Origin of the sequence: Streptomyces sp. B5E4, from assembly GCF_039871555.1 — a bacterium.
Classification (GTDB): domain Bacteria; phylum Actinomycetota; class Actinomycetes; order Streptomycetales; family Streptomycetaceae; genus Streptomyces.
Genome location: NZ_JBDPMI010000026.1, coordinates 72,929 through 98,392 on the forward strand (window position 1 = coordinate 72,929; position 25,464 = coordinate 98,392).

The following is a 25,464-nucleotide window of genomic DNA, read 5'->3' on the forward strand; positions in this document are numbered from 1 at the left end:
CCGGGCCCTCGGCCGGCCGGGCGAGATGCGCGCCGCCGAACGGGTGAACGGCGCCCGGGGGAGTCCGTACGGCCGCTCAGAAGGGGAAGCGCGTCCGGCCGTGCTGGACGGAGATCCACTTCAGCGTCGTGAAGGCGTCGATCGTCGACTCGCCGTTCAGCCGCCCCATGCCCGAGCACTTCTCGCCGCCGAACGGCACCAGCGGCTCGTCGTGGACCGTGCCGTCGTTGACGTGCACCATCCCCGACTCGATCCGCCCCGCGAGCCGTACGCCCCGCTCCAGGTCCCGGGTGTGCACCGCGCCGCTCAGCCCGAACGGGGTGTCGTTGACGATCCGGACCGCCTCGTCCTCGTCCGTGAACGGCAGCAGGAACGCCACGGGGCCGTAGAACTCCCGCCGCAGCAGCTCGCTGTCCGCCGGCAGCCCGGTCAGCACCGTGGGCGCGACGAGCGTGCCCTCCGTGTGCCCGCGCAGCAGCGCGGTGGCGCCGGCGGCGAGCGCCGCGTCGACCTGGGCGGCGAGGTCGGCGGCCTCGCGGGCGCCGATGAGCGGGCCGAGCTGGGTCGCGGGGTCCGACGGGTCGCCGACGGTCAGCGCGCTGGCCTTGGCGACGAACTTCTCCGCGAACTCCGCCAGCACCGCCCGGTCCACCAGCACCCTGTTGGCGGCCATGCAGACCTGCCCCTGGTGGGCGAAGCGGCTGAAGACGGCGGCGTCCACGGCGTAGTCGACATCGGCGTCGGCGAGCACGACGATCGCCGAGTTGCCGCTCATCTCCAGCACCGTGCGCTTGAAGTGCCGGGCGGCGACGCCCGCGACGTGCCGGCCGGCCTCGGTGGAGCCGGTGAAGGACAGCACGCGCGGCACCGGGTGCTCGATGAAGGCGTCGCCGATCTCGGCGGTGTCGGTGACGACGACGTTCAGCAGCCCGGGGGGCAGCCCGGCGTCCTGGAGGAGCCACGCGAGCAGCGTGCCCCCGACGACGGGTGAGTGGTTGTGCGGCTTGAGCACCACGGCGTTGCCGAGCGCGAGCGCGGGCGCCACGGACTTCGCGGCCAGGAAGAGCGGGAAGCTGTACGAGCTGATGACGCCGACGACGCCCACGGGCAGCCGGTAGACGCGGTTCTCCTTGCCGGGCGTCGGCGAGGGCAGCACCCGGCCCTCGGCGCGCAGCGCGTACGACACGGACTCGCGCAGCACGTCCTTGGTGAGGGCGATCTCGAAGGCGGCCTTCAGGCGCGTGCCGCCCAGCTCCGCCACGATCGCGCGGGTGATCTCCTCCTCGCGCTCCTCCACGAGCCGCAGCGCGCGCTCGAAGACCAGCCGCCGCTCGTACGGCGAGCGCTCCGCCCAGAGCCGCTGGGCCCGCTCCGCCGCGCGGTACGCGGCGTCCACCTCGGCGGCGGTGGCGACGGTGACGGCCGCGAGCTGCTCGCCGGTGTACGGGTCGAGGTCGATGACGTCCCACGAGCCCGCGCCGGGACACCACTTGCCGTCGATGTACTGCAGGGCCAGGTCGGAGAAGAGAGACATGAGCGAGGCTGCACCCCCCTGCGCACAGCGGACGGCGGGCACGGCTGTGACCGCTGACCCGCCATCGTACTGGTGCGCGAAAGCGCCCTCGCTACACCTCCCGGATGAGCCTGTGCAGCAACTCCCGTGATTCCGTCTCGTCTTGGGCGGCGACGCGCAGCAGGTCCATGGCCTTCGTGTACGTCGCGACGTCCTCCGGCTTGTCCAGGTAGAGGGCGCTCGTCAGATGCTCCACGTACACGACGTCGGAGAGGTCCTCCTCCGGGAAGCTCAGGATCGTGAAGGCGCCGGAGTCGGGGGTGTGGCCGTGCTGCGCCAGCGGGATGATCCGCAGCGACACGTTCGGCATCTCGGAGGCGTCGAGGAGGTGCTGCAACTGCTTGCGCATCACCTGCCTGCCGCCGTACGGGCGGCTGAGCGCGGCCTCGTCGAGGACCGCCCTGAGCTGGGCGGGGTGCTCGGCGTACAGCCTCTTCTGCCGCTCCAGCCGGGCGCCCACGCGCTTGTCCGCCTCGGCGGGCGAGAGGGGCAGGCCCGCGGTGACCACCGCGTGCGCGTACTCCTCGGTCTGCAGCAGGCCGTGCACGAACTGGACCTCGTACACGTCGATACCGGCGGCGGCCGACTCCAGTCCCACATAGGTGGGGAACCAGCCCGGCAGCACGTCGCTGTAGCTGTGCCACCACCCGGCCGTGTTCGCCTCGCTGACGAGGCCGACGAGGGCGTCGCGCTCGGTCTGATCGGTCACGCCGTACAGCGTGAGCAGGTCCTCCACGTCTCGGCTCTTGAAACTCACCCGGCCCAGCTCCATCCGGCTGATCTTGGATTCCGAGGCCCTGATCGCGTATCCGGCGGCGTCGCGCGAGATCCCCTGTTCTTCCCGCAACCGTCTGAGCTGGGAGCCCAGCAGGATACGGCGCACGACCGATCCGCTTGATCCGTCCACGGCCATCGGAGCCCTCCACCCACCTCGGCGACATGGCACTTACAAAGGACATGGCACTACAAGCGCGCCCCCGGCGCCACCGGCCCATACTGCCACCACTCCGTATCATTGCGTGCCCGAACGGTTACCCAACCGAGAAAATCTTGTCGGGCAATGCCCATGAACCGGTAAGTTGCTAGACATTCCTCGCGCGTGCACGTGCATCTGCCCTTGCATCTGCCAAAGGCATTCGGAAGCATGGGCACTCGCACGGTGACGACAGACACGCACGCGACTGGGGAGTGCCGCGCATGGGGACCGAAGCAGCAGCCGTGCTCGCGCCCTTATGGCGAGGGCTGCCCCCGCTGGACTCCGGCCCCGTCGACGGTGCCGCATCCTGTGCGATATCCGGCAGCCCCGAGTCAGTGAGCGGCGCGCGCGCCTTTACGCACACCACGTTGCGGCACTGGGAGCTGACCGACCTCAGCGACGATGTCGCACTGGTCGTCTCGGAGCTGGTCACCAACGCGCTCCGGCACGCCCTGACCGGCTGCAACGGACAGGACCCCGCGGTGCGGCTGCACCTGTTGCGCTGGGCGTCCCGGCTGGTGTGCGCCGTACGCGACCCGAGCACCGCGGGTCCGGTGGCCGGGGTGGCCGACGTGGGCGCCGAGTCCGGGCGCGGGCTCTATCTGGTCGACTCCTTCAGCGACAGCTGGGGCTGGCACCCGCTGGACGGCTCACTGCGCGGCAAGGTGGTGTGGGCGGTGTTCCACCTGCCGTCGCCGGCGGCGGACTGACGGCCCGCGGGCGAACTCCCCTTACGTCCACTCCGGCACCTGCACCCGTCCGACCGGCCGTCGACCGTCGACCGCTGCCCGCTGCCCGCTGCCCGCTGCCCGCTGCCCGCTGCCGAGGCTTGCCCGGGGAGCGGGCAGCAGCGGGACGCCGCGCGGCGGGCACCGCAGCGGGCCGGCGCGTCCGGGACCGCCCGAGGGCCGGAGCCGCCCGGGGTCCGGTTTACGGGCGCGCCGGCGCGCCCTCCTCGCCCTCGTCCGCCGCGCGCTCTTCCGATTCGCCCCCGCTGAACGATTCGTGGAACGCGTCACCGGCCTCCCAGCCCTGCGCCGAGGCGCGGCGGCACGCGACGACGGGGTCGCGAACGTCCGGGCCGAAGTGCCGGAGGCGGAACTGTGCGCGGCGACGGCAACGCTTCGCCGCGCCCTGGATACCGGGTGATTCACGCTCCGGGACCGTTCGCGGACGGAAAGGAAGCGATCGCATTCTGTGCGGATCGACGGACGTACCGCGATCAACGCCTGCTGTGGGCGATATCTCAGCCGGGATCCGGATGACAGCCGGCCGCGGTGTCGGCCCGCCGATGGCAGAAGCTGACGGTGCAGCCGGGAATAGGGGGGTGTCAGTCAACTATGAGATGGTCGAACTCTCCGTCCTTGACGCCCAGCAGCATCGCCTCTACCTCGGCACGGGTGTAGACGAGGGCGGGTCCTTCGGGAAATCGGGAATTGCGAACGGCTATCTCGCCGCCGGGAAGTCTGGCGAACTCCACACAGGAACCCTGCGAGTTGCTGTGCCGGCTCTTCTGCCAGGCGGCGCCGTGAAGATCTCTGGCCGCAATGCCGTTGTATGCGTGGGCCACAGCGCTTCTCCAAGGTGGTTGCCAATGTCAACTGTCGGGGATCATAGCTGTGTTGGCGGCTAGGTGCACGCGCAAATGCACGTGCACACAGCGTGCGCGCTTGATTCCGATCAGGCACCCACCAAGGCCATCCCCCGAGGGTTCAACGCACAAGGCGGTACCGAATAGTTCCCGGCCCGGCCACATTCACGGCCGGATGCTGCTCACCACGTTCGCCGTGGCCTCCAGACCGGACTGGATCGTGGGGGCCACGGTGGTTCCGGAGAGATAGAAGCCGAGGAGCACACAGACCACGGCGTGCGAGGTCTTCAGTGAACCGCTGCGCAGAAACACCACGGCCAGCACCAAGAGCAGCAGCACGACCGACACCGACACGGCCATCTGATCACCGGTCCCCGGGTTCGCCGTCCACATACGTGGCAGTCTGTCCCACCCGTACCCCGCGTTTCGCGCGAGCCGTACCTGCCATTCGGGTGATAGCGGGGCCGTCCGGGGCGGGCGGGCGCGCGTCGCGTGCCGTCGGGTGGTGAGCGCGCCCCCGGGCCGTAAGACTTGCCCGTACCGCCTACCACCCCCTTCGTCGATGGGACGACGATGAAGAAGCAGGAGCTGGCCGACCTCGACGCCCACTGGCGCGCCCTCAACTACCTGGCCGCGGGCCAGATCTACCTCACCCGCAACCCGCTGCTCACCGAGCCGCTGACGCCCGGTGACATCAAGCCGCGGCTGCTCGGCCACTGGGGCACCTGCCCCGGCCTCAACCTCGTCTACACCCACCTCAACCGCGTCATCGGCGCCCGCGACCTCGACGCCGTCTGCGTCTGGGGCCCCGGCCACGGCGGTCCCGCCGTCTACGCCGGGGCGTGGCTCGACGGGTCGTACGGGGAGGTGCACCCCGACGTCTCGCGCGACGCCGCCGGGATGGCGCGGCTGTTCCGGCAGTTCTCCTTCCCGGGCGGGACACCGAGCCATGTGGCGCCGGTGATCCCCGGGTCGTTCCACGAGGGCGGCGAGCTGGGCTACTCGCTCGCGCACGCCTACGGCGCCGCCTTCGACAATCCCGGGCTCGTCGCGGCCTGCGTCATCGGCGACGGCGAGGCGGAGACCGGGCCGCTGGCCGGGTCGTGGCACGCGAACAAGTTCCTCGACCCCGCGTACGACGGCGCCGTGCTGCCGGTCCTGCACCTCAACGGCTACAAGATCGCCGGCCCCACCGTGCTCTCCCGTATCCCGCAGCGCGAGCTGGACGAGCTGCTGCGCGGCTACGGCCACGAGCCGCTGCACGTCGGCGGGGACGACCCCGCGCGCGTCCACCGGGACATGGCCGCGGCGATGGACACGGCGCTCGACCGGATCGCCGAGTTCCAGGAGACCGCGCGCGCCCGCGGCGGCCTGCGCGGGCGCCCCCGCTGGCCGGCGATCGTGCTGCGCACCCCCAAGGGCTGGACGGGACCCGAGGACGTCGACGGCACACCGGTCGAGGGCACGTGGCGCGCCCACCAGGTGCCGCTGCCCGAGGTGCGCGAGAACCCCGAGCACCTGGCGGAGCTGGAGCGGTGGCTGCGCTCGTACGAGCCGGAGAAGCTCTTCGGCGCCGACGGCCGGCCGCGCCCCCAGGTGCTGGCCTGCGTGCCGCACGGCGACCGCCGCCTCGGTGCCAACCCGCACGCCAACGGCGGCCGGCTGCTGCGCGCGCTGCCGCTGCCGGGGCCCGAGACGTACGCCGTCGCGGTCGACCGGCCCGGCGGGCGGATGCACGAGCCGACCCGGGTGCTCGGCGCCATGCTGCGGCAGGTGATGGCGGATACCGCCGAGCGCCGCGACTTCCGCGTCTTCGGCCCGGACGAGACCGCGTCCAACCGGCTGCAGGAGCTGTTCGAGGTCACCGACCGCGCGTGGCAGGCGGAGACGGAGCGGACCGACGAGCACCACGGGCCGCACGGCCGGGTCATGGAGGTGCTCTCCGAGCATCTGTGCCAGGGCTGGCTGGAGGGGTACGTCCTCACCGGCCGGCACGGGCTGTTCTCCTCGTACGAGGCGTTCGCGCACATCGTCGCGAGCATGGCCGCGCAGCACATCAAGTGGATCCAGACCGCGTACGAGGAGCCCTGGCGGGCGCCGGTCGCCGGGCTCAACTACCTGCTGACCTCGCACGTCTGGCGGCAGGACCACAACGGCTTCAGCCACCAGGACCCCGGCTTCGTCGACCACATCCTCAACAAGAGCCCCGGCGTCGTACGGGTCTACCTGCCGCCGGACGCCAACACCCTGCTGTGCGTGGCCGACCACGTGCTGCGCACCCGCGACGTCGTCAACGTCGTCGTCGCCGGCAAGCAGCCGTCGTTCGACTGGCTGACGCTGGAGCAGGCACGGGCGCACTGCCTGCGCGGCGTCGGCATCTGGGAGTGGGCCGGCACCGAACGCACCGGCGAGGCGCCGGACGTGGTGCTGGCGTGCGCCGGGGACGTGCCGACGCAGGAGGTGCTGGCCGCGGCGGGGCTGCTGCGCGAGCACCTGCCGGAGCTGGCGGTACGGGTCGTCAACGTCGTCGACATCGCCCGGCTGATGCCGCACGAGGACCATCCGCACGGGATGACGGGCCGGGAGTTCGACTCGGTGTTCACCCGCGACACACCGGTCATCTTCGCGTACCACGGCTATCCGTGGCTGATCCACCGGCTCGCCTACCGGCACGCGGGGCACGACCAGTTGCACGTGCGGGGCTACAAGGAGATGGGCACCACGACCACGCCCTTCGACATGGTCGTACGCAACGACCTCGACCGCTACCGGCTGGTGATGGACGTCATCGACCGCGTCCCCGGCCTGGCGGTGCGGGCTGCGGCGGTGCGGCAGCGGATGGAGGACGTACGCGGCAGGCACCACGCCTGGATCCGCGAGCACGGCACGGACCTGCCGGAGGTGGCGGACTGGACGTGGCCGGGCTGAGGACGGGCCGAGGCCGGCCGGGGGGCGGCACCCGGCCGGCGCGGTTCCTTCCGCGGGGCCGGCCGGGTGCCTTCACCTCCCGGTCAGTGGGCGCCGACCTGGACGTCCTCCAGGATGCCGAGCGCGTCGGGGACGAGCACCGCCGCGGAGAAGTAGACGCTCACCAGGTACGAGATGATCGCCTTGTCGCTGATCCCCATGAACCGGACGTTCATCCCCGGCCGGATCTCGTCCGGCAGCCCGGTCTGGTGCAGCCCCACCACGCCCTGGTCGGCCTCGCCGAGCCGCATCGCGATCACCGAGCTGGTCCCCTCCCGGGTGATCGGGATCTTGTTGCAGGGGAGCAGCGGGATGCCGCGCCAGTTGTTGACCTCGCTGCCCAGGTACTCCGTGCGCGGCGGGTAGATGCCGCGCTTGTTCCACTCCCGGCCGATGGCCGCGATCGCCCGCGGGTGCGCCAGCAGCACGTGCGTCTGCCGGCGGCGGGAGATCAGCTCGTCCAGGTCGTCGGGCGTGGGCGGGCCCGAGCGGGTGTGGATGCGCTGCTTGAGGTCGGCGTTGTGCAGCAGGCCGAACGAGCGGTTGTTGATCAGCTCGTGCTCCTGGCGCTCGCGCAGCGCCTCGACGGTCAGCCTCAGTTGCTGCTCGACCTGGTTCATCGGGTCGTTGTACAGATCGGCCACCCGGCTGTGGACGCGCAGCACGGTCTGCGCGACCTCCAGCTCGTACTCCCTGGGCGTCAGCTCGTAGTCCACGAACGTGCCGGGCAGGTCCGCCTCGCCGTGGTGGCCGGAGGCCAGCTCGATCTCCGCCTCGCCCTTGCTGTTCTGCCGCTGCTGCGGGAGGGAGCCGAACGCCTCCAGGTGCGCGCGCAGCCCCGCCGCCTGCGCCAGCAGCTCGTCGAGCGCGGAGCGCGGGAGGACCAGCACCGTGCCGCGGGTCTGGGCCCGCACCGTGAACGGCCATGTCCCGTCGGATTCGAGGAGCGCCTCCCCGCCGACGTAGTCGCCGTCGGCGAGGACGCCGAGGACGGTCTCGTCCCCGTACTTCCCGGTGCCGACCCGCTCCAGCCGCCCGTGCGCGACCAGCACCACCTGGTCCGCCGCCGCCCCCGCGGACACGACCGCGTCCCCCGGCGCGATCTCCCGCTGCTCGAACCGGTCGGCCAGCGCCGTCAGCACCTCCTCGTCCTCGAACGCGCGCAACTGCGGCAGCTCGCGCAGCTCCTGCGGGATGACGCGCACCTCGCCGCCGACGGAGGTGAACTCGACCTGTCCGTCGCCGAGCGTGTGGGTGAGGCGCCGGTTCACCCGGTACGCACCGCCCTTGACCTCCGTCCACGGCAGCGCCTTGAGCAGCCAGCGGGAGGAGATCCCCTGCATCTGCGGGGGCGTCTTGGTGGTGGTCGTGAGGTTCCGCGCGGCGGCGGTGTCGAGGCTGAGCCGGGCGGGGAGTTCGACGGACGCGGACGTTTCTTCTGGCGAGGTCGTCATGGCACCGAAGCTAGGCTTCGGCGCAAAGCGGCAGCAATCGCTCGAAAGAGTAGGAATATCTGTCTTGATTCCTGGATAGGGCTGGCTCTTACCGGAGTATGACGGTGGGCGTGGCAGCCGGCGCCCGCCGCCCCCGGCGACCCTAGGCTCGCCGGCATGCGCGTACTCGTCACCGGCGGCGCCGGGTTCATCGGATCGCACGTGGTCTCCGCCCTCGCGGAGCGGGGGCACGAGGCGGTGGTGCTGGACGTACGGGACGGGGGACCGCCCGGCCGTATGTGCGGCACGTACCTGCGCGGCGACGTACGCGACCGCGACGCCGTCGCGGCGGCGCTCGCCGGCGTGGACGCCGTCTGCCACCAGGCCGCGATGGTCGGCCTCACCGAGGACTTCGCGGACGCGCCCGCGTACGTCGGCGTCAACGACCTCGGCACCGCCGTGCTCCTCGCCGCCATGGCCGAAGCGGGAGCGCGGCGGCTGGTGCTGGCGGGGTCGATGGTCGTGTACGGGGAGGGGCGCTACGACTGCGCCGCGCACGGCGCCGTACGGCCGCGGCCGCGGGCGGCGGCGGACCTCGCGGGCGGGCGCTTCGAGCCGCGGTGCGCGCACTGCGGCGCGGAGTTGGCGCCGGGCCTGGTGGCGGAGGACGCCCCGGTGGACCCGCGGAGCGTGTACGCGGCGACGAAGCTGGCCCAGGAGCACCTCACGGGCGTGTGGGCGCGCGTCACCGGCGCGCGTGCGGTGTCCCTGCGCTACCACAACGTCTACGGCCCCGGGATGCCCCGCGACACCCCGTACGCCGGCGTCGCCTCCTTCTTCCGCTCGGCGCTGGAGCGGGGCGAGGCGCCGCGGGTGTACGAGGACGGGGCGCAGCGGCGGGACTTCGTCCACGTACGGGACGTCGCACAGGCCAACGTCCGGGCACTGGAGGCGGTGTACGGGGACGAGGACGGCCCGGCGGCGGGCGTGCTCACGGCGTACAACGCGGGCAGCGGGGACGTCCGCACCGTCGGCGAGCTGGCGGCGGCGCTGGCCGCGGCGTACGGCGGCCCCGCGCCGCGGATCACGGGCGAGTACCGGCTCGGGGACGTACGGCACATCACGGCGGACTCGGCGCGGCTGCGGGCGGAGCTGGGATGGCGGCCGGCGGTGGGGTTCGCGGACGGGGTGACGGAGTTCGCGAAGTCGCCGCTGGGAGCGGCGCCCTGACGCGTCAGCCCGTGGCCGCGGGGAGCGTGACCTCGAAGCGGCAGCCGCCCGGCACGTTGCGCACCTCCGCGTGCCCGCGGTGCGCCTCGACGATCCCCCGCACGATCGCCAGCCCCAGCCCGGCCCCCGCGGGCGGCACCGGCGTCCGCGCGTGGTTGCCCCGCCACCCCGTGTCGAAGACCCGCGCCAGGTCCTCCTCCGGGATCCCGCCGCACTGGTCGGTGACCGAGACGACGACCGCCGCGCCCTCCCCTTCCCGGACCGCGACGGTCACCGCGACCGTGCCGTCGGCGGGGGTGCGCCGGATGGCGTTGACCAGGAGGTTGCCCAGCACCCGTGTCATCTCCTTGCCGTCGACCTCCACCGGCACCGCCGCCCCCGGCTCCGGCGGCTCGCCGACGAGCCGTACGCGGCGCTCGCGCGCCAGCGGATCCGCGCCCGCGAGCGCGTCGCCGACGAGGTCGTGGACCGACATCCGGGTGGGCGCGAGCGCGAGGGCGCCCGCGTGGATGCGGGAGAGTTCGAAGAGGTCGCCGACCATGGCGTCGAGGCGCTCGGTCTCGGCGCGGATCTGCCGGTGGTAGCGCACGGGGTCCGCGGCCATGCCGTCCTCCAGCGCCTCCGCCATGGCGCGCAGCCCGGCCAGGGGCGTACGCAGATCGTGCGAGATCCACGCGACCAGCTCGCGCCGGGAGGCGTCGAGCGCCCGCTCCCGCTGCCGCGACTGCGCCAGCCGCTCGGCGGTGGCCGCCAACTCCCGGCTCAGCGCCGCCAGCTCGGCGGTCGCGCCGCCCGCGGGGGGCGCGAAGGAACCGCCCGCGTCGAAGTCGTGGCCGAACGAACGGGTCGCCGCCGCCAGCGCGTTGCTGCGGGCGACGACCCAGCGGCCGAGGAGCACGGCGGTGGCGAGGGCGACGACGGCGGCCATGAGGCAGACGATGCTGACGACGGTGAGGTCGTGGCCGGAGAGGAACATCTCCCGGGCGACGGCGAGGGTGCCGAGGAGCATGGCGGTGACGGCGGTCGCGGCGACGACGGAGACGGAGACGACGAGGGAGCGGTTGCGCAGCAGGCGCAGGGCGACCGCGCCGAGGAGGCCGGCGACGGCGGCGCCGAGGAAGGCGAAGGCGGCCATGAGGAGGATGTCCTTCACGGGCGCTCCCCCCGGAGGCCGGGGCCGGGTCGGAGGCCGGTCTCGCGCTCCGGGCCCGTGGCGCCGTCGTACGCCCGGTCCGGTACCGCGGCGTCGAAGCGGTAGCCGACGCCCCAGACCGTGGTGATCAGCCGGGGCCTGGCCGGGTCGTCCTCGACCTTGCCGCGCAGCCTCCGTACGTGCACCGTGACCGTCGACAGGTCGCCGAACTCCCAGCCCCACACCTCCCGCATCAGCTCCTCCCGCCCGAACACCCGCCCCGGGTGCCGCAGGAAGTGCGCGAGCAGGTCGAACTCCCGCAGGGTCAGCGCCAGCTCGGCCCCGTGCTTGGCGGCCCGGCGCGCCGCGGGGTCGACGGTGAGCCCGGCGCCGCTCAGTTCGCCGCCGCGGGGCGCCACGGCGCGGCTGCGGCGGAGCACGGACTCCACGCGCAGCACCAGCTCGCGAGGGCTGAAGGGCTTGGTGACGTAGTCGTCGGCGCCCAGTTCGAGGCCGAGGATGCGGTCGTCCTCGTCGCCGCGGGCGGTGAGCATGATCACCGGTACGGGGCCGGTGGCACGCAGCTTCGCGCAGACCTCCAGCCCGTCCATGCCGGGCAGCATCAGGTCGAGCACGACGAGGTCGGGGCGCGCGGAGGCGGCGGCGGCCAGCGCCTGCGGGCCGTCCTCGACGCGGTCGACGGCGTAGCCGGCACGGTCGAGATAGCCGGCGACGACCTCGGCGACGGTGGGGTCGTCGTCGACGACGAGCACGCGGGCCGGCCGGCCGGTCGGCCGGGTCCTGGCGGGCGGGACGAGGTCCATGGCGTCAGCGTGGCACGGCCGGGGGGACGGCGGCGGGGGCCGAACGGATGGCGGCGGGCGACGTCCGTGATTCGTAAGAACCTCGCGTCCGGTATGCGTCATTTGCGCTCGTAGGGTGGGGGCCATGACCGACGTCGTACTCCCCTGTCTGGACGAAGCCGCCGCGCTGCCCTGGGTGCTGGACCGGATCCCCGCCGGCTGGCGCGCGATCGTGGTGGACAACGGCTCCACGGACGGCTCCGGCGACCTCGCCCGCGGCCTCGGCGCCACCGTCGTGCACGAGCCGCGGCGCGGCTTCGGCGCCGCCTGCGCGGCGGGCCTGCGGGCGGCCACGGCCGAGCTGGTCTGCTTCTGCGACTGCGACGGCTCGCTGGACCCCGGCCTGCTGCCCCTGCTCACCGACCGCGTCACCGCCGGCACGGCCGACCTCGTCCTCGGCCGCCGCCGCCCGACGACGCGCGGGGCGTGGCCGCTGCACGCCCGCGCGGGCAACGCGGCGCTGGCCCGCATGCTGTACCGCCGCACCGGGGTGCGGCTGCACGACCTGGGCCCGATGCGGGCGGCCCGGCGGGCGGCGCTGCTGGATCTCGACGTGGCGGACCGGCGCAGCGGATACCCGCTGGAGACGGTGGTACGGGCCGCGGACGCGGGGTGGCGGATCGCGGAACTGCCGGTGCCGTACACGCCGCGGACGGGGAAGTCGAAGGTGACGGGCACGTGGCGGGGGACATGGCAGGCGGTCCACGACATGAGCGGCGTCCTGCGGAACGTCCCGGCGGGTGCGGGAGGCCACGGGGGCGCGGAGGGATCGGGGTCGTGCGCTGGAGCCGGTGCGGGTGCGCGTCCGGAGGCGGGCGGAGGAACGGGGGAGACGACGGCTGCCGGGGATCCAGGCGCGGGCGCGGGTGGCGGCGGCGCAGGCGCGGGGGCGGGCGCAGCCGCGGGCTCGGGGGCGGGCTCCGGTCCCGGGGCGGGACCCCGGTCGGGTTCCGGCCGTCCGGAGGGCGGCGGCGCCGGGACCCGGGCGTCCGGGGCCGGCGGGGCGGTACGTCGCTCCGGCGGTGGTGGTGCCGCGGGCGGCCGGGGTGCGGGGGCCGGGCGGTGAGTGGCGGGGTCACCGTGCTCGTCATCGCCAAGGAGCCCCGGCCCGGCCGGGTCAAGACCCGGCTCACCCCCGCGTACACCCCCGCCGAAGCCGCCCGGCTCGCGGAGGCCGCGCTCGCCGACACCCTCGCCGTCGTACGGGACCTGCCCGCCCGGCGCCGCGTGCTCGTGCTCGACGGCGCTCCCGGCGACTGGCTGCCGCCGGGCTTCACCGTCGTACCGCAGGCCGCCGGCGGGCTCGACGAGCGGCTGGCCGCCGCGTTCGGCGGATGTACGGGCCCCGCGCTGCTCGTCGGCATGGACACCCCGCAACTCACCGCCGCCCTGCTGGCGCCCGCCCTCGCCGACGACGCCTGGTCGGCCTGCGATGCCTACCTCGGCCCGGCGCCGGACGGCGGCTTCTGGGCGCTGGGGCTGGCGCGGCCGGACCCGGAACTGCTGCGGGGCGTACCGATGTCGACGCCCCACACCGGCGCCGCGCAGCACCGCAGGCTGCGGGAGGCGGGCCTGCGCGTGCGGGAGTTGCCGCCGCTGCGCGACGTGGACACCCCGGCGGACGTCCCACCGGTCGCCGAAGCCACCGCCCCGGGCAGCCGCTTCGCCGCCACGGCGCACCGCCTGGCAGCCCGGGACCGCGCGACCGCAGCCGCCGCCGCGGCGGTGGCCGATGGGGCGGCGGACGGCGTGGCACTCGGCCGAGCCGCCGGATGACGTCGCCCTCACCCCGCCGCCCGCCCGACCCCCACCCGGACGCAGCCGCCGCCCTCGGCCCTCGGGCCGACGCGGCCGGGCCCGGCGCGCCCCGGCCCGGGGGCACCCCACCCGCCCGGCCGCCCGCGCCCGGTCCGTACGGCCCACGACCCGCCGGCGCCCCGCCGGGCCCCCCGCTTTCCCACCCCGCCGCTCTCCCGCCGCCCTCGCCCCCGGACTCCCCCGGCGACGCCTGGGACCGTGCCGACCCCTACGCCCGTGCCCTGCGCAGCGGCGCCGGGCCGCTCTTCCTCCGGCGGGGCGACGGCTGGCTGCTGCCGCTCGACGTGGAGCGGTGGTGCGGCGTGCCCGACGGGGGTGACGTGACCGTGCTGCGGCGGTGCACCGGGCCCGTGCTGGACATCGGCTGCGGGCCCGGTCGGCTCGTGGCCGCGCTGGCGGCGCTGGGGCGTCCCGCGCTCGGCGTCGACGTCAGCTCCGCGGCCGTCGCGCACGCCCGGTCGCGGGGCGCCGCCGCGCTGCGCCGGTCGGTGTTCGAGCCGCTGCCCGGCGAGGGCCGCTGGGGCACCGCGCTGCTCGTCGACGGCAACGTCGGCATCGGCGGCGACCCCGCCGCCCTCCTCGCCCGTGCCGCCGCCCTGCTGCGCCCGCGGGGGCGGCTGGTCGTGGAGGCCGCCGCGGACGACGACGTGGACGAGCGCGTGCACGTCCACGTCACCGACGGGACCCGCGGCCACCCCGCCGGCCGCCGCGCCGACCGCGCCCACCACGGCTTCCCCTGGGCCCGGGTCGGGCTGCCCGCCCTGCTCAGGTACGCGGCGGCGGGCCGCTGGCGGGAGGAGGACCGCTGGACCGCGGGCGGGCGACGGTTCGCCGCGCTGCGAGCACCAGAGCGGACGCCGCGAACAGCGCGGCGGTGAGGAGCAGCCAGCGGTGGAGGAAGGCGTCGGCGGGCAGCGCGGTGATCGTCTCGTAGCGGCCCACCTGGCGGGTGATGAGCGGGAAGTAGACGAGCAGCAGCAGCCCGGAGATGGCGGCCGGGAAGCGGACGTAGTTCACCAGCCGCGGCCCCAGGACGCGCTGTGCGCCGCGGTCGGCGAGCGAGTACAGGGGCACCAGCGCCAGGTCGTGCAGCACCGCCGCACCGGCCAGCCACAGCGCAACGCCGAGGGGGTCCTTGTCGAAGAGCCGGACACCGGCGTAGCCGGTGAGCGCGAAGGAGGCGAGGAGGAGGACGAGGGTGGGGAGCGGACCGGGCGCGAGCAGACGGCGTACGGCCGCGGGGGCGGGCGTGCGGCGGAGGAGCGCGCGGAGGCGGTGGCCCACGGACCCGGGGGCCCGTTCCGTACGCGATCCGCCTCCGTCCGGCCGCTCCGCAGTCCCTTCGGTGTCCGGCGTATCCCGCACACCCCCCGGGTCACGTGCGTCAGGTGCGTGGGGCGCGTCCCGTGCGTCATGTGCGTGCCGTACGTCCCGCGCGTCCGGCCCCACGGCATCCCGCGCACCCGGGTGCCCGGCACCCTGCGCGTCCGGCTCCTCCGCCCCCGGCTCCCGCCCGGATCCGCCCGGAGGGCGAACCGCGCTCACGGCAGCTCCCCGAACGTCAGCCTCGTGACCCACTTCGTGTTGTGCACACCCGGGTTCGCCGGGACGATGATCCGCGCCGGATACCCGTGATCGCGCGACAGCGCCGCGCCGTTGACGTGGAGCGCCAGCAACGACCGGGGATCGCGTACCTGGTTGGCCCGCAGCGACGCCGCACGGAACGCACCCTTCCGCTGCGCCGACTCCGCGAACACCCCGTCCCCCTCCCCCGCGTCCACCAGCGCGGCCAGGTCCGCGAGCCGGACCCCGCGCCACAGTTGGTCGTCCGTCGACCACCCCTCCACACACGCGATCGGCAACTCCGCCGTGTGCTGCGGCAGGGCCAGCAGCTCCGCCCGGGTGAGCACCGCGGGGCGGCCCCGCCCGGCGCGTACGACCAGCCGCCAGCGCTCGCCGATGTCGGCCGGTTCGATGCCGAGGGCCGCGGCGGTCTTGTTGATCTGGAAGCCGTTCGGCCCCTCGCCCGGGTTCCCGCCTCCGTGCGGGGCCAGGAGCGCGGTGCGGCGCAGCGGGCCGCCGATGCTCTGCCCCGCGGTGACCGCGACCAGGCCCAGCGAACCGGCGCCCACCAGCGCCGCGGCCCCCCGCCGCGAGATCGTCGGCGGCTCGGGTTCTGTGGCGCGCAGCTCGTCCATGCCCCGGTCGTGCAGCCCGCGGCGCAGCTTGCCGACGCGGGTGGCGAGGTGGACGGCGAGGGCGGCGAGGAACACCCAGGCGCCGTAGAAGTGGAGGGCGTAGAAGGAGCCGGGGAAGACGTAGAAGAGCTGCATGTTGACGATGCCGGTCGCGAACTCGAAGAGCCCGCTGCCCACCAGCAGCAGCGTCGAGCCGCGCTCCAGCGCGTGCCGGGCGGAGCGCAGCGGCGGCCAGGCGAAGAGGCGGGGCAGGACGGACCAGAGCTTGGCCAGCAGCACGGGGACGAGGGCGATGCCGAGGGTGACGTGGACGCCCTGGGTGAGGCGGTAGAGCCAGTGCGGGTCGGTGGGCCAGGAGAAGAGGTAGAAGCCGAGGAGGCCCTTGCCGGGGGTGGTGTCGTTGCCGGGGAGGCCGGGGTTGTAGGCGGCGTACGAGAGGAAGCCGGTCAGCAGGATCAGGGGCAGGCCGGCGAGGAGGACCGTGCCGAGGAGCGCGGTGAACCACGGGCCGCGCAGCGGGCTGCGCCAGAAGGCGGGGCGGAAGGGGCCGGGCGGGCGAAGGCCGGACCCCGGGCCCGCGGCGGGGCCGGGGCGGGGGTTCCGGTGGGGGGCCGGCGGGCGTACGGCGGACATGGACCGACCGTAGGCCGCGGATACGCCCGTATCACCGCACCGACTCCTGACGAAAGCGTGACGTCGCCGCGCGTTCCCGGCGCGCGCGCCCCCCGGCTGCCTAGCGTGGCGGCGTGACCTCCTCGCCCACCCGGCCGCCCGCCGCCGGTACGGAGACAGCAACCGGAACCGCCCCTGCCCCCGGAGCGGTGGCGGAGGCCGTCACCGCCGCCGGGCGCCGCTGGGACCTCCTCGCCGCCGGACTCGCCGCCCTGGCGATCGCCGCGGCCGTCGTCGTCGGGCGGGCCGTCAACGGCTCCGACGTCCTGCACGTACGCTTCCCGCCCCTGTCCGCCGTCTGGGTGCCGCACTACGGGCCCGGTACCCCCGCGGCGCTCGCCGTGGCCGCGGCCGTCGTCGCGTACGGGCCGCCGCTCGCCGACAGGCTGCCGTGGCGGCGGCTGCTCCTCGCCACGTGGGGGGCGGGCATGGCGTGGATCTGGTCGCTGGCGCTGGTCGACGGCTGGCGGGAGGGCGTCGCCGACCAACTGACGGCGCCGAACGAGTACGCCCGGCCGGAGAGCGTCGCCCGCTTCGCCGATCTGGGGCACGCCGTCCGGACCTTCACCGGGCACATCCTCATCCAGACCCCCGACAACTGGCCCGCGCACATCGCCGGGCACCCGCCCGCCGCGATCCTCACCTTCGTCGGCCTGGACCGGGCGGGACTGGGCGGCGGGGCGTGGGCGGGGGTCTTCTGCATCACGGTGGGGGGATCCGCGGCGGTCGCGGTGCTGGTGACGCTGCGGACGCTGGGCGGCGAGGAGCGTACGCGACGGGCGGCGCCGTTCCTGGTGCTGGGGCCGTGGGCGATCTGGGCCGGGGTGTCGGCGGACGGCTACTTCGCGGCGGTGGCCGCGTGGGCCCTGGCGCTGCTGGCGCTCGCCGCGACGGGGACGGCCCGGCGTCCCGCGGTGGCGGCGGCGGGTGCGGGGCTGCTGCTGGGGTGGGCGGTGTACCTCTCGTACGGGCTGACGCTGCTGGTGCTGCCGGTGGCGGCGGTGCTCGGGTACGCCGCCCGCGGCGGGCGGCGGGGCGCGGTGCTGCGGACGGTGCCGTGGGCGGCGCTGGGTGCGCTGCCGGTCGCGGTGGCCTTCACAGCGGCGGGCTTCCGGTGGTGGGAGGGGTACGAGCTGCTGCACGAGCGCTACTACCAGGGCTTCGGCGGAGAGCGCCCGTACGGCTACTGGGTGTGGGCGAACCTGGCGGTCGCGGCGCTCAGCGCGGGCCTGGCGGCGGTGGCGGGCACCCGCCGCGCCGTACGCACCGCCTGGCCGCGGCGCTCCGCGCCCCCGTCCGCGTACGCCGTGGCCGTGATGGCGGTCGCCGGGCTCGCATGCATCGTGGCGGCCGACCTCTCCGGGCTCAGCAAGGCGGAGACGGAGCGGATCTGGCTGCCGTTCACGCTCTGGCTGCTTCCGGCCGCCGCCCTGCTCCCGGCCCGCGACCACCGCGCCTGGCTGACGGCGCAGGCCGCGGTCGCGCTGGTCGTGGGCCATCTGCTGATCACGAGCTGGTAGACCCCCCGCCCTTTCCGGCCCGCGTCCGGTCCTCTCCGGATGTCAGTGGTACGGCGTACCGTCGTACATATGTGCCGAAGCATCAAAACCCTGCGCCCCCCGTTCGCCGACACCGTCACCGACGACGACATGCGGGCCGCGGCTCTGCAGTACGTCCGGAAGATCTCCGGTTTCCGCCACCCCGCGCCGCACAACGCCGAGGCGTTCGACAAGGCGGTGGAGGAGATCGCGGCGGCGACTCAGGAGCTGCTGGACTCGCTCGTCGTCCGCGGCGGCAAGGGCGCGGCGTAGGGCGGCGGGATCGGCGGCAGGCTGCTGTGGTGTGTGCAGGCCGCCGTTTCCCCTCACGCCCGCCCAAGGGTATGCCGCTGGTCCGACAGTGCGGGGTCTGCGGGGTGCTGAGCTGGTACGGCGTGGGGGTGCGGGGCCCGGGTGCGGGGGTACGGCGTCGGGTGGGCGGTGCTTTGCCAGGTGGGCCGGTGTACGGGGGTGCGGCGAGGGGAGTAGCCGTGTCGCGTGGGCTCCCCCCGGGCCACCCCCCTCGCCGGTGTTCCCCGGCGGACGGGGGCAGACCCACGGATCTGGGGTCTGTCCGGTCGCCGTCGCCGCCGCGCGTGGGTGGGCGAAAGTCTGACCCACCGGGCGATTTGAGCTGGTATTGGGCATGGGTTACCGCGAGTTCGACTCGGTTTCCTCCGTTTGGAGTCGCCTGAGGCGCGGCCGGCTCGCCCGCGTCCCGCGAGTGCGTACGGATGAGCGAAAGTCCGGCCCAGTGGGCGTTTTAGGCCGATTTCGAGGATGGGTTACCGCGAGTTCGTCTCCGCGGCACGCATGTCGCGCGGCCCGGGTGGTCAGTGGCGGGCCACGGCGGGGTGAGTGCGTCGGCGATCCACGCCGGCCCGCCTCCGGCACCCCGGCCCTCGTCTTCCGGGGCGTCGCGATCCGGCCCGGTTCAACTCCCGGCAGCCCGGCCCCGTCCCCCGCGGGCACCCGCGAACACGGCGGGCCCGCCTCCGGTTGCCGGGCCACGTCGGCCGGGGCATCGGCGATCGGGACGAGCCCAACGCCGGGCGGCCCGGTCCCCCGTCCGCGGGGCTCCGCCTCCGTAGTCCCAGCAGAGGGCGCCCGCTCCCTCCGGGCCACCCATAGCCGCCGGTCTGTCACGGGCCGGAGTCCGCAGTCAGGGGTGGGGCGAAGCCCCATCGCGCAGCGACGCCCCTCGCAGCGCAGCGGAGAGGGACGCCCTTGACGGCGGACGCAGGCCCGCACACTCAAAAGCGGGGTGGCCCGGGGGGAGCCCCAACGACACCCTTCTCCCTTCGCCGCTCCCCCGTACACCGGCCCACCCCACGCACCACGGCTCGCCCGACGCCGTGCCCCCGTACCCGGCCCACCTGGCGAAGCACCGCAAGCCCGACGCCGTACCCCCGCACCCGGCCCGCACAGACACGACGTACCAGCTCAGAGCCCCGATGCCCCCGCACTGTCAGACCAGCGGCATACCCTTGGGCGGGCGTGAGGGGAAACGGGCCCTGCACACACCACACGAACCTGTTGCGCAAGGCGTAGGCCCTGCGCGGCCCCGGCCCGCACAGCGCTACGGTTTACGGCCCACTCCGGCCAGCCCCAGGACCTTCGGGGGCTCGCCGAACACGGTGGGCTCCGGGCGCCAGCGGCTCATGGAGACCAGCCCCGGCTCCTGGAGTTCGAGTCCGTCGAAGAAGCGGCCGAACTCCTCCGGACCACGGGGGAACAGCGGAGTCGCCGCCCGCTCGTCCCAGTCCTCCCGGGCCTCGGCGTTCGCCCTCAGTTCGGTCTCGTCGGCGAGCGAGGGATCCATGGTGGCGTGCGTGGCGACCAGGAAGCTGCCGGAGGGCACGGCGTCGAGCAGCCGGGCGACGATGCCGTACGCCTCGTCGACATCGGGGACGAAATGCAGGATGCCGAGCAGCATGACGGCGACGGGCTCGCCGAAGTCCAGCGTCTTCGCCGCCCCGGCGAGGATGTCCGCCGGCCGGCGCAGATCGGCCTCGATGTAGCTGCAACGCCCCTCGGGGGCACTGGTCAGGAGAGCCCGGGCGTGGGCGAGGACAAGCGGGTCGTTGTCGACGTACACGATGCGCGCCTCCGGCGCGACGCGCTGCGCGACCTCGTGCGTGTTGTCCATCGTCGGCAGTCCGGTACCGATGTCCAGGAACTGCCGCACCCCTGCCTCGCCGACCGCGAACCGCACGGCACGCCCGAGGAACGCCCGGTCGGCGCGGGCGATGCCGACGATCTGCGGAAAGACGGCCTTGAACTGATCGGCGGCGGCGCGATCGGCGGCGTAGTTGTCCTTGCCGCCGAGAAGGTAGTTCCACACCCGCGCCGAGTGCGCCACACCGGTGTCCACCCCTGGGCGGGGGTCGTGGTCCATGAGGAGTCGCCTCCTTCGCGTCTGTGCGGCCCAACCTAGCGGGATACGGCCGCGGGCCCGCCCCCTGGCGCGAGTACCGGGGACCAGGGGGCGGGAGTTCAGTGCCCGGGGTGTCTGCGGAGGAGGACGTTGGCGTCGCTGACGCCGGACAGATCGCCCGCTCTACGGGCCGCGGTCCGGCCCACGGCCAGCTCGGCACACCGCCCGCATCCGGCGACGGGTTCGGGCTCCACCAGCGGCCGCACGTCGGGTAAGTGGACCGGGTCCGACATACGGACCCACGGACCATCGCTCACGGCCACGCCTTCCGCGGCGCGGGCGCCGTTACGGTGATCCGCCCGTGGCCGAGTTCGAGGTCGTTCTCGCCGGTGGTGGTCATGCAGCACCCACCGGCCTGGTGGACGGCCAGCCGCAGGATCGCACTGGCCTCCCGGTCCCGGCTGATCCGGTCCCACGAGTCGACCAGACACACGGCCCGTGCGGCGGACTGCCGCATGGCGTACGTCATCGCGTCCCACTGCGGTCGCGGCCAGTTCGTCAGCGCATGGTCACCCCGGTCGACCCACTCCCCGGCGATCACCCAGTTCCGCTCGACGGCGTACCGGCGGCATCGCGTTATCCGCTCGTCCAGAGCGGCGGTCGCCAGCGTGGCGTGCCGGTCGTAGAGGAACGCGAGAGTGGGCCGGGTGGGTGTGCGTGGGGCGGGGGTGTCCATGACGCTCGCCTGTCGTCGGTGATCAGGTCGTCACCGACCGTAAGGCCGTCGTTGCCATGGGCGCCATGGCACTCTGGACCGCCCCCGGCGGGGGGTGCCACGCAGCGCTACATGGGGGTTCCCAACGCGTCGGCCAGCTCGCGCATTTCCGGTGTCAGTGTCCGTCGGCCCTCGATCACGCGGCCCATGATGTCCTGCGCGTACCTCTGCGCGGTGATCCACTGCGGGGCGTCGTCCCAGACCTGCCGAAGGACGTGCACGCACCGCTCGTCGTCGTGGAGGCGCAGGTGGGCGTCTGCGACGTCCAGCATGTGGCGGCACCTGCCGGACTTCCCGCCGCCCCTGGCCGGGCTCCAGTTGCTCACCGTGTCATGGAGCTTCAGCACTCTGACGGGATTCCGCTGGATGGCGGCGTGCTCGGCGCGCTGGTGGGTGACGGTCGCCGGCCCGAAGTGACGTAGGTAGTCGGGTGCGGTGACCACCTCCGTGCCCAGGCCCACCGCGGCGATCCGCGCCATACGAAGCGCGGTTGCGGCCTCCGGCTTCCGGTTGTCCCGGACGGCTGCCGCCCCGATGCGGAGCTGCAGTCCGCCCCATACGGCGAATTCCTGCGGCGTCGCCTTGGACACCCGCGGCTCGACGTCGTCGGCCCACCGGGTCGCCAGCTCCGCCACCTCGGTCAAGTGACCTCCGCGCAGGAGCTGCTGGCACTGAGCCACCACCGCGGCGGCCCCGTCGAGAGCGTCCGTCGAAGCGTCCAGCGTCCGTTGAGCGGCGTCGGCAGCCGCCTCGTACTGCCGTACCTGACCCAGGAAGCTGACTGTGAGCTGCATCGTCTGATAGAGCAGGCGGCGAGCCTGGGGGCCTTCCAGCGCGCGCACATCCCGCAGGAGCGCAGGCAGCATTCTGCCGAGGTCGTCGTACCGTTCCGTGGCGAACAGCGCCCGCCCGCCCGCCAGGGCACCACTGACGCCGGCCGCGGTGGGCGCCTCGGGTAGTTGCGGCGGGGGCGCCGCCAGGGCGGTCACGACCGGCTGCCAGATGTCCGCGGGGACATTCGGCCGCCACGGCTCCGGGGCCTTGGTGAGCAGGTGCGTCGTGGAGACGTCAAGCGCGCGGGCGAGTTGGTGCGCCGTCTCCATCCGCACGTCGCGCCGTTCACCCTGTTCCATCTTGCGGACGAGGGAAACGGACAGGTCAGCGGCGGCGGCCAGTTCCTTCTGCGACAGCCCGCGGCGCTTCCGAACCGCACGCACACGGTCGCCGATGTGCTCTTCGGGATGGTCCGACATACTGACTCCCGTTCTGAGGTGACACCAGAACCGTACCCACGGGACACCCCGCGCGTACCCCGCGAACGGCCGTCATCACCCGGGAGCGTCCCCCTACCCCAGGACCAGCATCACGTGCTCGTCCTCCCCGTTCCACTCCGAGCCCGTCCGGCGGAAGCCCAGCCGCTCCAGCAGCCGGACCGAGCCCTCGTTGCCCACGTACGGGTCCGCGTGCAGGGGGCGGTGCCGTTCCAGCTCCAGGAACGCGGCTACCGCGCGCGTGCCTATCCCGCGGCCCCAGAACTCCCGGCCGAGGACATAGCCCAGGAACCGCCGGTCGCCGTCCCACCACGCCACCACGTTCCCCGCGACCCGCCCGTCGACCACCACGGTCTGCACGAGGCCCGTCGGGTCCCCCAGGACGCGCTCCCGCCAGTGCGTCAGGAAACGCTCCCGCTCGCGCGGCGGGAAGTGCGACCGCCGCACGTTCTCCGGGTCGTGCTCGTGGGCGAGGAAGACCTCCAGGTCCTCCTCCGCCACATCCCTCAGCAGCAGTTCCTCACTCATGCCTCCGAGTCTGGCACCCCCCACTGACATCGCACCCCGGCGTCTTGTTGAAGCAGTGAATCGCTGCTTCAATCCTTCCCATGCCCTACCGCCGCACCCCCGCCGTCCAGGCGCGGATGGACGACCGGCGGCACGCCCTCCTCGACGCCGCCCGCGCGCTCCTCGCCGACGAGGGCTACGCCGGCTGCACCGTCGCCGCCGTCGCCGCGCGGGCCCGTATCGCCACCGGCAGCGTGTACCGCCACTTCCCCAGCAAGTCCGTGCTCGCCGTCGAGCTGTTCCGCAGCGTCGTCACCGCCGAGGTCGACGCCGTCTCCGCCGCGGCCCGCCGGCCCGCCGACCCCGCGGAGGGCGTCGCCGCCGCCGTGGAGACATTCGCGCGCCGGGCACTGCGCAGGCCGCGGCTGGCGTACGCGCTGCTCGCCGAGCCCGTCGACACCGCCGTCGAGGCCGAACGCCTCGTCTTCCGGCGGGCGTTCCGCGACGTGTTCGCCGACCGCATCGCCGAGGGCTCGGCCTCCGGGCGGCTGCCCCGGCAGGACCCGCAGCTCACCGCGGCCGCGCTCGTCGGGGCCTGCGCCGAGGCGCTGATCGGTCCGCTTTCCGGGGCGGCGGCGGACGGCTCCCGCGCCCCCGTTCCGTACGCCCCCGGTCCGCACACCCCCGCGCACCTCGTCGCCTTCACCCTCAGAGCCCTGGGAGTCCCCCGTGCCGACGACGCATGACGTCACCAACCAGCCCCCGCCCCTCACCTCCTACGACGTCTCCGCCTACCCCGCCCTCCTGGAGTCCCTCCGCGCCCACGGCGCCGGCTGGGCCGAGGACGAGGTGCGCGAGCTGGGGCTCCTCGCCGGCGGGCCGCAGGCCCAGGAGTGGGGCCGCAACGTCGAGGAGCAGCCGCCCGTCCTCCGTACCCACGACCGCTACGGGCACCGTGTCGACGAGGTCGAGTTCCACCCGCACTGGCACGAGCTGATGCGTACCGCCGTCGCCCACGGACTGCACGCCGCGCCCTGGCGGCAGCGCACCCCCGGCGCGCACGTCGCGCGCGCCGCCAAGCTCTTCGTCTGGGGCCAGACCGACGCCGGCCACCTGTGCCCGGTCTCCATGACGTACGCCGCCGTCCCCGCCCTGCGCACCTCGCGCGGCCTCGCCGCCGCGTACGAGCCCCTGCTGACCTCCGCCGACTACGACTTCGGCCTTCGCCCGCCCACCACCAAGTCCGGCCTCATCGCGGGCATGTCGATGACGGAGAAGCAGGGCGGCTCCGACGTACGCGCCAACACCACCCGCGCCGTCCCCACCGGTGACGGCGACGGGCTGTACGCGCTCACCGGCCACAAGTGGTTCACCTCCGCGCCCATGTCCGACGTCTTTCTGACCCTCGCCCAGGCGCCCGGCGGGCTGTCCTGCTTCCTCGTCCCGCGGGTGCTGCCGGACGGCACCCGCAACGCCCTCCGCCTCATGCGCCTGAAGGACAAGCTCGGCAACCGCTCCAACGCCTCCGCCGAGATCGAGTACGAAGGGGCGGTCGGCCACCTCGTCGGCGAGGAAGGGGCCGGTGTGAAGACCATCATCAAGATGGTCAACATGACGCGGCTCGACTGTGCCCTCGCCACCGCGGGCGGCATGCGCCTCGGCGTCGTCCAGGCCCTGCACCACGCCGAGCACAGGCGGGCGTTCGGCGCGCGGCTCGCCGACCAGCCACTGATGACGAACGTGCTCGCCGACCTCGCCGTCGAGGCCGAGGCGGCGACGGTGGCGAGCATGCGCCTTGCGGGTGCCGTCGACCGCGGCGAGACGGGCGCCGCCGGCGGGCCGGACGCCGAACAGGAGGCGCTGTTCCGGCGGATCGGGCTGGCGGTGACCAAGTACTGGGTGTGCAAGCGCGGTCCCGCGCACGCCGCGGAGGCGCTGGAGTGCCTGGGCGGCAACGGGTACGTCGAGGAGTCCGGCATGCCGCGGCTGTACCGGGAGGCGCCGCTGCCGTCGATCTGGGAGGGCTCCGGCAACGTCGCCGCGCTCGACGCGCTGCGCGCGATGGCCCGCAGCCCGGAGACCGTGACGGCGTTCTTCGCCGAGGTCGACGCCGCCGCGGGCGCCGACGCACGCCTGGACGCGGCGATCGGGCGGCTGCGCAGGGACCTCGCGGACGTGACGGCGGTGGAGTACCGGGCGCGGCGCGTGGTCGAGTCGATGGCGCTGGTGCTCCAGGGCGCGCTGCTGCACCGGCACGGCGACGCGGCGGTGGCGGACGCCTTCTGCGCGAGCCGCCTCGACGGCGACGGCGGCCTGGCGTTCGGCACGCTGCCGCCGGGGGTGGACACGGAGGCGATCCTCAAGCGGGCCCGGCCGTCGGGCGGCGAGTACGGCAGGAGCTGAGGCGGGGAGCCCTCGTACGGCACGGAGCGCGCCCCCGCCTGCTCGTACGGCACGGAGCCGGAGGCCGCCCGCCTGTGCCGACCTGTCCGGCTCCGGAATCGATCTGAGGGCGGTGGGTGACGTGTATGCCCTGCGACCGC

At 74.3% G+C, this 25,464-nt stretch carries 22 protein-coding genes and 1 pseudogene; 10 read left to right on the forward strand and 13 right to left on the reverse strand.

Translation table 11 applies throughout. From position 1 onward, the window contains the following. Positions 1 to 76: 76 nt before the first annotated feature. Positions 77 to 1,534, reverse strand: a complete 1,458-nt coding sequence (locus ABGA99_RS27455; RefSeq protein WP_347575271.1) for an aldehyde dehydrogenase family protein — start codon at positions 1,532 to 1,534, stop codon at positions 77 to 79. 91 nt (positions 1,535 to 1,625) lie between these two features. Then, the gene (locus tag ABGA99_RS27460) at positions 1,626 to 2,486 is read right to left on the reverse strand and encodes a helix-turn-helix transcriptional regulator (protein ID WP_347575272.1); all 861 of its coding nucleotides are present in this window, start codon (positions 2,484 to 2,486) and stop codon (positions 1,626 to 1,628) included. Positions 2,487 to 2,770: 284 nt separating this feature from the next. On the opposite strand from ABGA99_RS27460, the gene ABGA99_RS27465 reads away from it, so the two are divergent. Further along, positions 2,771 to 3,259: an ATP-binding protein gene (locus ABGA99_RS27465; protein ID WP_347575273.1), complete on the forward strand. Its 489-nt coding sequence runs from the start codon at positions 2,771 to 2,773 to the stop codon at positions 3,257 to 3,259. 620 nt (positions 3,260 to 3,879) lie between these two features. Here ABGA99_RS27465 and ABGA99_RS27470 read toward each other — a convergent pair. Together ABGA99_RS27470 and ABGA99_RS27475 are read right to left on the reverse strand one after the other, a co-directional pair. Next, a complete protein-coding gene (locus ABGA99_RS27470) occupies positions 3,880 to 4,119 on the reverse strand; it encodes a DUF397 domain-containing protein (protein WP_018835984.1) in 240 nt (79 codons plus the stop codon). Between the two features lie 186 nt (positions 4,120 to 4,305). Beyond that, positions 4,306 to 4,500: a hypothetical protein gene (locus ABGA99_RS27475; RefSeq protein ID WP_027753143.1), complete on the reverse strand. Its 195-nt coding sequence runs from the start codon at positions 4,498 to 4,500 to the stop codon at positions 4,306 to 4,308. A 171-nt stretch (positions 4,501 to 4,671) separates the two neighbouring features. Between ABGA99_RS27475 and ABGA99_RS27480 the strand changes: the two genes are divergently transcribed. Continuing rightward, entirely contained in the window at positions 4,672 to 7,068 is a 2,397-nt protein-coding gene (locus ABGA99_RS27480) for a phosphoketolase family protein (protein ID WP_347583646.1), read from the forward strand. Positions 7,069 to 7,151: 83 nt separating this feature from the next. Here the strand turns inward: ABGA99_RS27480 and ABGA99_RS27485 are convergent, their stop codons facing one another. After that, the gene (locus ABGA99_RS27485; protein WP_347575275.1) at positions 7,152 to 8,561 is read right to left on the reverse strand and encodes a family 2B encapsulin nanocompartment shell protein; all 1,410 of its coding nucleotides are present in this window, start codon (positions 8,559 to 8,561) and stop codon (positions 7,152 to 7,154) included. Positions 8,562 to 8,717: 156 nt separating this feature from the next. Between ABGA99_RS27485 and ABGA99_RS27490 the strand changes: the two genes are divergently transcribed. Then, positions 8,718 to 9,770 carry an NAD-dependent epimerase/dehydratase family protein gene (locus tag ABGA99_RS27490; RefSeq protein WP_347583647.1) on the forward strand — a complete coding sequence of 351 codons (1,053 nt, stop codon included), beginning with the start codon at positions 8,718 to 8,720 and terminating at the stop codon, positions 9,768 to 9,770. Positions 9,771 to 9,774: 4 nt separating this feature from the next. Here ABGA99_RS27490 and ABGA99_RS27495 read toward each other — a convergent pair whose 3' ends face one another. Together ABGA99_RS27495 and ABGA99_RS27500 are read right to left on the reverse strand one after the other, a co-directional pair. Beyond that, positions 9,775 to 10,923, reverse strand: coding sequence for a HAMP domain-containing sensor histidine kinase (locus ABGA99_RS27495; protein WP_347583648.1), 1,149 nt, complete (start codon positions 10,921 to 10,923; stop codon positions 9,775 to 9,777). Beyond that, positions 10,920 to 11,726 (reverse strand): response regulator transcription factor, encoded by an 807-nt coding sequence (locus ABGA99_RS27500; RefSeq protein ID WP_347583649.1) that lies wholly within the window; start codon positions 11,724 to 11,726, stop codon positions 10,920 to 10,922. The genes ABGA99_RS27495 and ABGA99_RS27500 overlap by 4 nt, the downstream gene beginning before the upstream one ends. Positions 11,727 to 11,850: 124 nt before the next feature. Between ABGA99_RS27500 and ABGA99_RS27505 the strand changes: the two are divergent. The 3 genes and pseudogenes from ABGA99_RS27505 to ABGA99_RS27515 form a co-directional block, all read left to right on the forward strand. Then, positions 11,851 to 12,501, forward strand: a pseudogene (locus tag ABGA99_RS27505) (glycosyltransferase family 2 protein); the annotation flags it as partial. Between the two features lie 326 nt (positions 12,502 to 12,827). Beyond that, on the forward strand, positions 12,828 to 13,541 hold the full coding sequence (locus tag ABGA99_RS27510; protein ID WP_347575279.1) for a DUF2064 domain-containing protein: 714 nt from the start codon (positions 12,828 to 12,830) through the stop codon (positions 13,539 to 13,541). Next, complete coding sequence (locus ABGA99_RS27515) at positions 13,538 to 14,461, forward strand: class I SAM-dependent methyltransferase (protein ID WP_347583650.1); 924 nt, start codon at positions 13,538 to 13,540, stop codon at positions 14,459 to 14,461. Before ABGA99_RS27510 ends, ABGA99_RS27515 begins: the two co-directional genes overlap by 4 nt. Here the strand turns inward: ABGA99_RS27515 and ABGA99_RS27520 are convergent. Next, a complete protein-coding gene (locus ABGA99_RS27520) occupies positions 14,349 to 14,867 on the reverse strand; it encodes a hypothetical protein (RefSeq protein ID WP_347583651.1) in 519 nt (172 codons plus the stop codon). The genes ABGA99_RS27515 and ABGA99_RS27520 overlap by 113 nt on opposite strands. A gap of 257 nt (positions 14,868 to 15,124) precedes the next feature. After that, positions 15,125 to 16,414, reverse strand: a complete 1,290-nt coding sequence (locus tag ABGA99_RS27525) for a molybdopterin-dependent oxidoreductase (RefSeq protein ID WP_347583652.1) — start codon at positions 16,412 to 16,414, stop codon at positions 15,125 to 15,127. A 113-nt stretch (positions 16,415 to 16,527) separates the two neighbouring features. Between ABGA99_RS27525 and ABGA99_RS27530 the strand changes: the two genes are divergently transcribed. After that, positions 16,528 to 17,973, forward strand: a complete 1,446-nt coding sequence (locus tag ABGA99_RS27530) for a hypothetical protein (protein WP_347583653.1) — start codon at positions 16,528 to 16,530, stop codon at positions 17,971 to 17,973. A 69-nt stretch (positions 17,974 to 18,042) separates the two neighbouring features. After that, a complete protein-coding gene (locus ABGA99_RS27535) occupies positions 18,043 to 18,264 on the forward strand; it encodes a DUF2277 domain-containing protein (protein ID WP_347575284.1) in 222 nt (73 codons plus the stop codon). Positions 18,265 to 19,570: 1,306 nt separating this feature from the next. Here the strand turns inward: ABGA99_RS27535 and ABGA99_RS27540 are convergent. From ABGA99_RS27540 to ABGA99_RS27555, 4 genes are all read right to left on the reverse strand, one after another. Then, complete coding sequence (locus tag ABGA99_RS27540) at positions 19,571 to 20,389, reverse strand: SAM-dependent methyltransferase (RefSeq protein ID WP_347575285.1); 819 nt, start codon at positions 20,387 to 20,389, stop codon at positions 19,571 to 19,573. 292 nt (positions 20,390 to 20,681) lie between these two features. Continuing rightward, positions 20,682 to 21,104, reverse strand: coding sequence for a recombinase family protein (locus ABGA99_RS27545; RefSeq protein WP_347575286.1), 423 nt, complete (start codon positions 21,102 to 21,104; stop codon positions 20,682 to 20,684). A gap of 107 nt (positions 21,105 to 21,211) precedes the next feature. Next, positions 21,212 to 22,396 (reverse strand): helix-turn-helix transcriptional regulator, encoded by a 1,185-nt coding sequence (locus ABGA99_RS27550; protein WP_347575287.1) that lies wholly within the window; start codon positions 22,394 to 22,396, stop codon positions 21,212 to 21,214. Positions 22,397 to 22,489: 93 nt separating this feature from the next. Then, the gene (locus tag ABGA99_RS27555) at positions 22,490 to 22,942 is read right to left on the reverse strand and encodes a GNAT family N-acetyltransferase (RefSeq protein ID WP_347575288.1); all 453 of its coding nucleotides are present in this window, start codon (positions 22,940 to 22,942) and stop codon (positions 22,490 to 22,492) included. 80 nt (positions 22,943 to 23,022) lie between these two features. Between ABGA99_RS27555 and ABGA99_RS27560 the strand changes: the two genes are divergently transcribed. After that, positions 23,023 to 23,667 carry a TetR family transcriptional regulator gene (locus ABGA99_RS27560; RefSeq protein ID WP_347575289.1) on the forward strand — a complete coding sequence of 215 codons (645 nt, stop codon included), beginning with the start codon at positions 23,023 to 23,025 and terminating at the stop codon, positions 23,665 to 23,667. Continuing rightward, positions 23,651 to 25,324 carry an acyl-CoA dehydrogenase family protein gene (locus tag ABGA99_RS27565; protein ID WP_347575290.1) on the forward strand — a complete coding sequence of 558 codons (1,674 nt, stop codon included), beginning with the start codon at positions 23,651 to 23,653 and terminating at the stop codon, positions 25,322 to 25,324. Before ABGA99_RS27560 ends, ABGA99_RS27565 begins: the two co-directional genes overlap by 17 nt. The last annotated feature ends 140 nt before the right edge of the window (positions 25,325 to 25,464 follow it).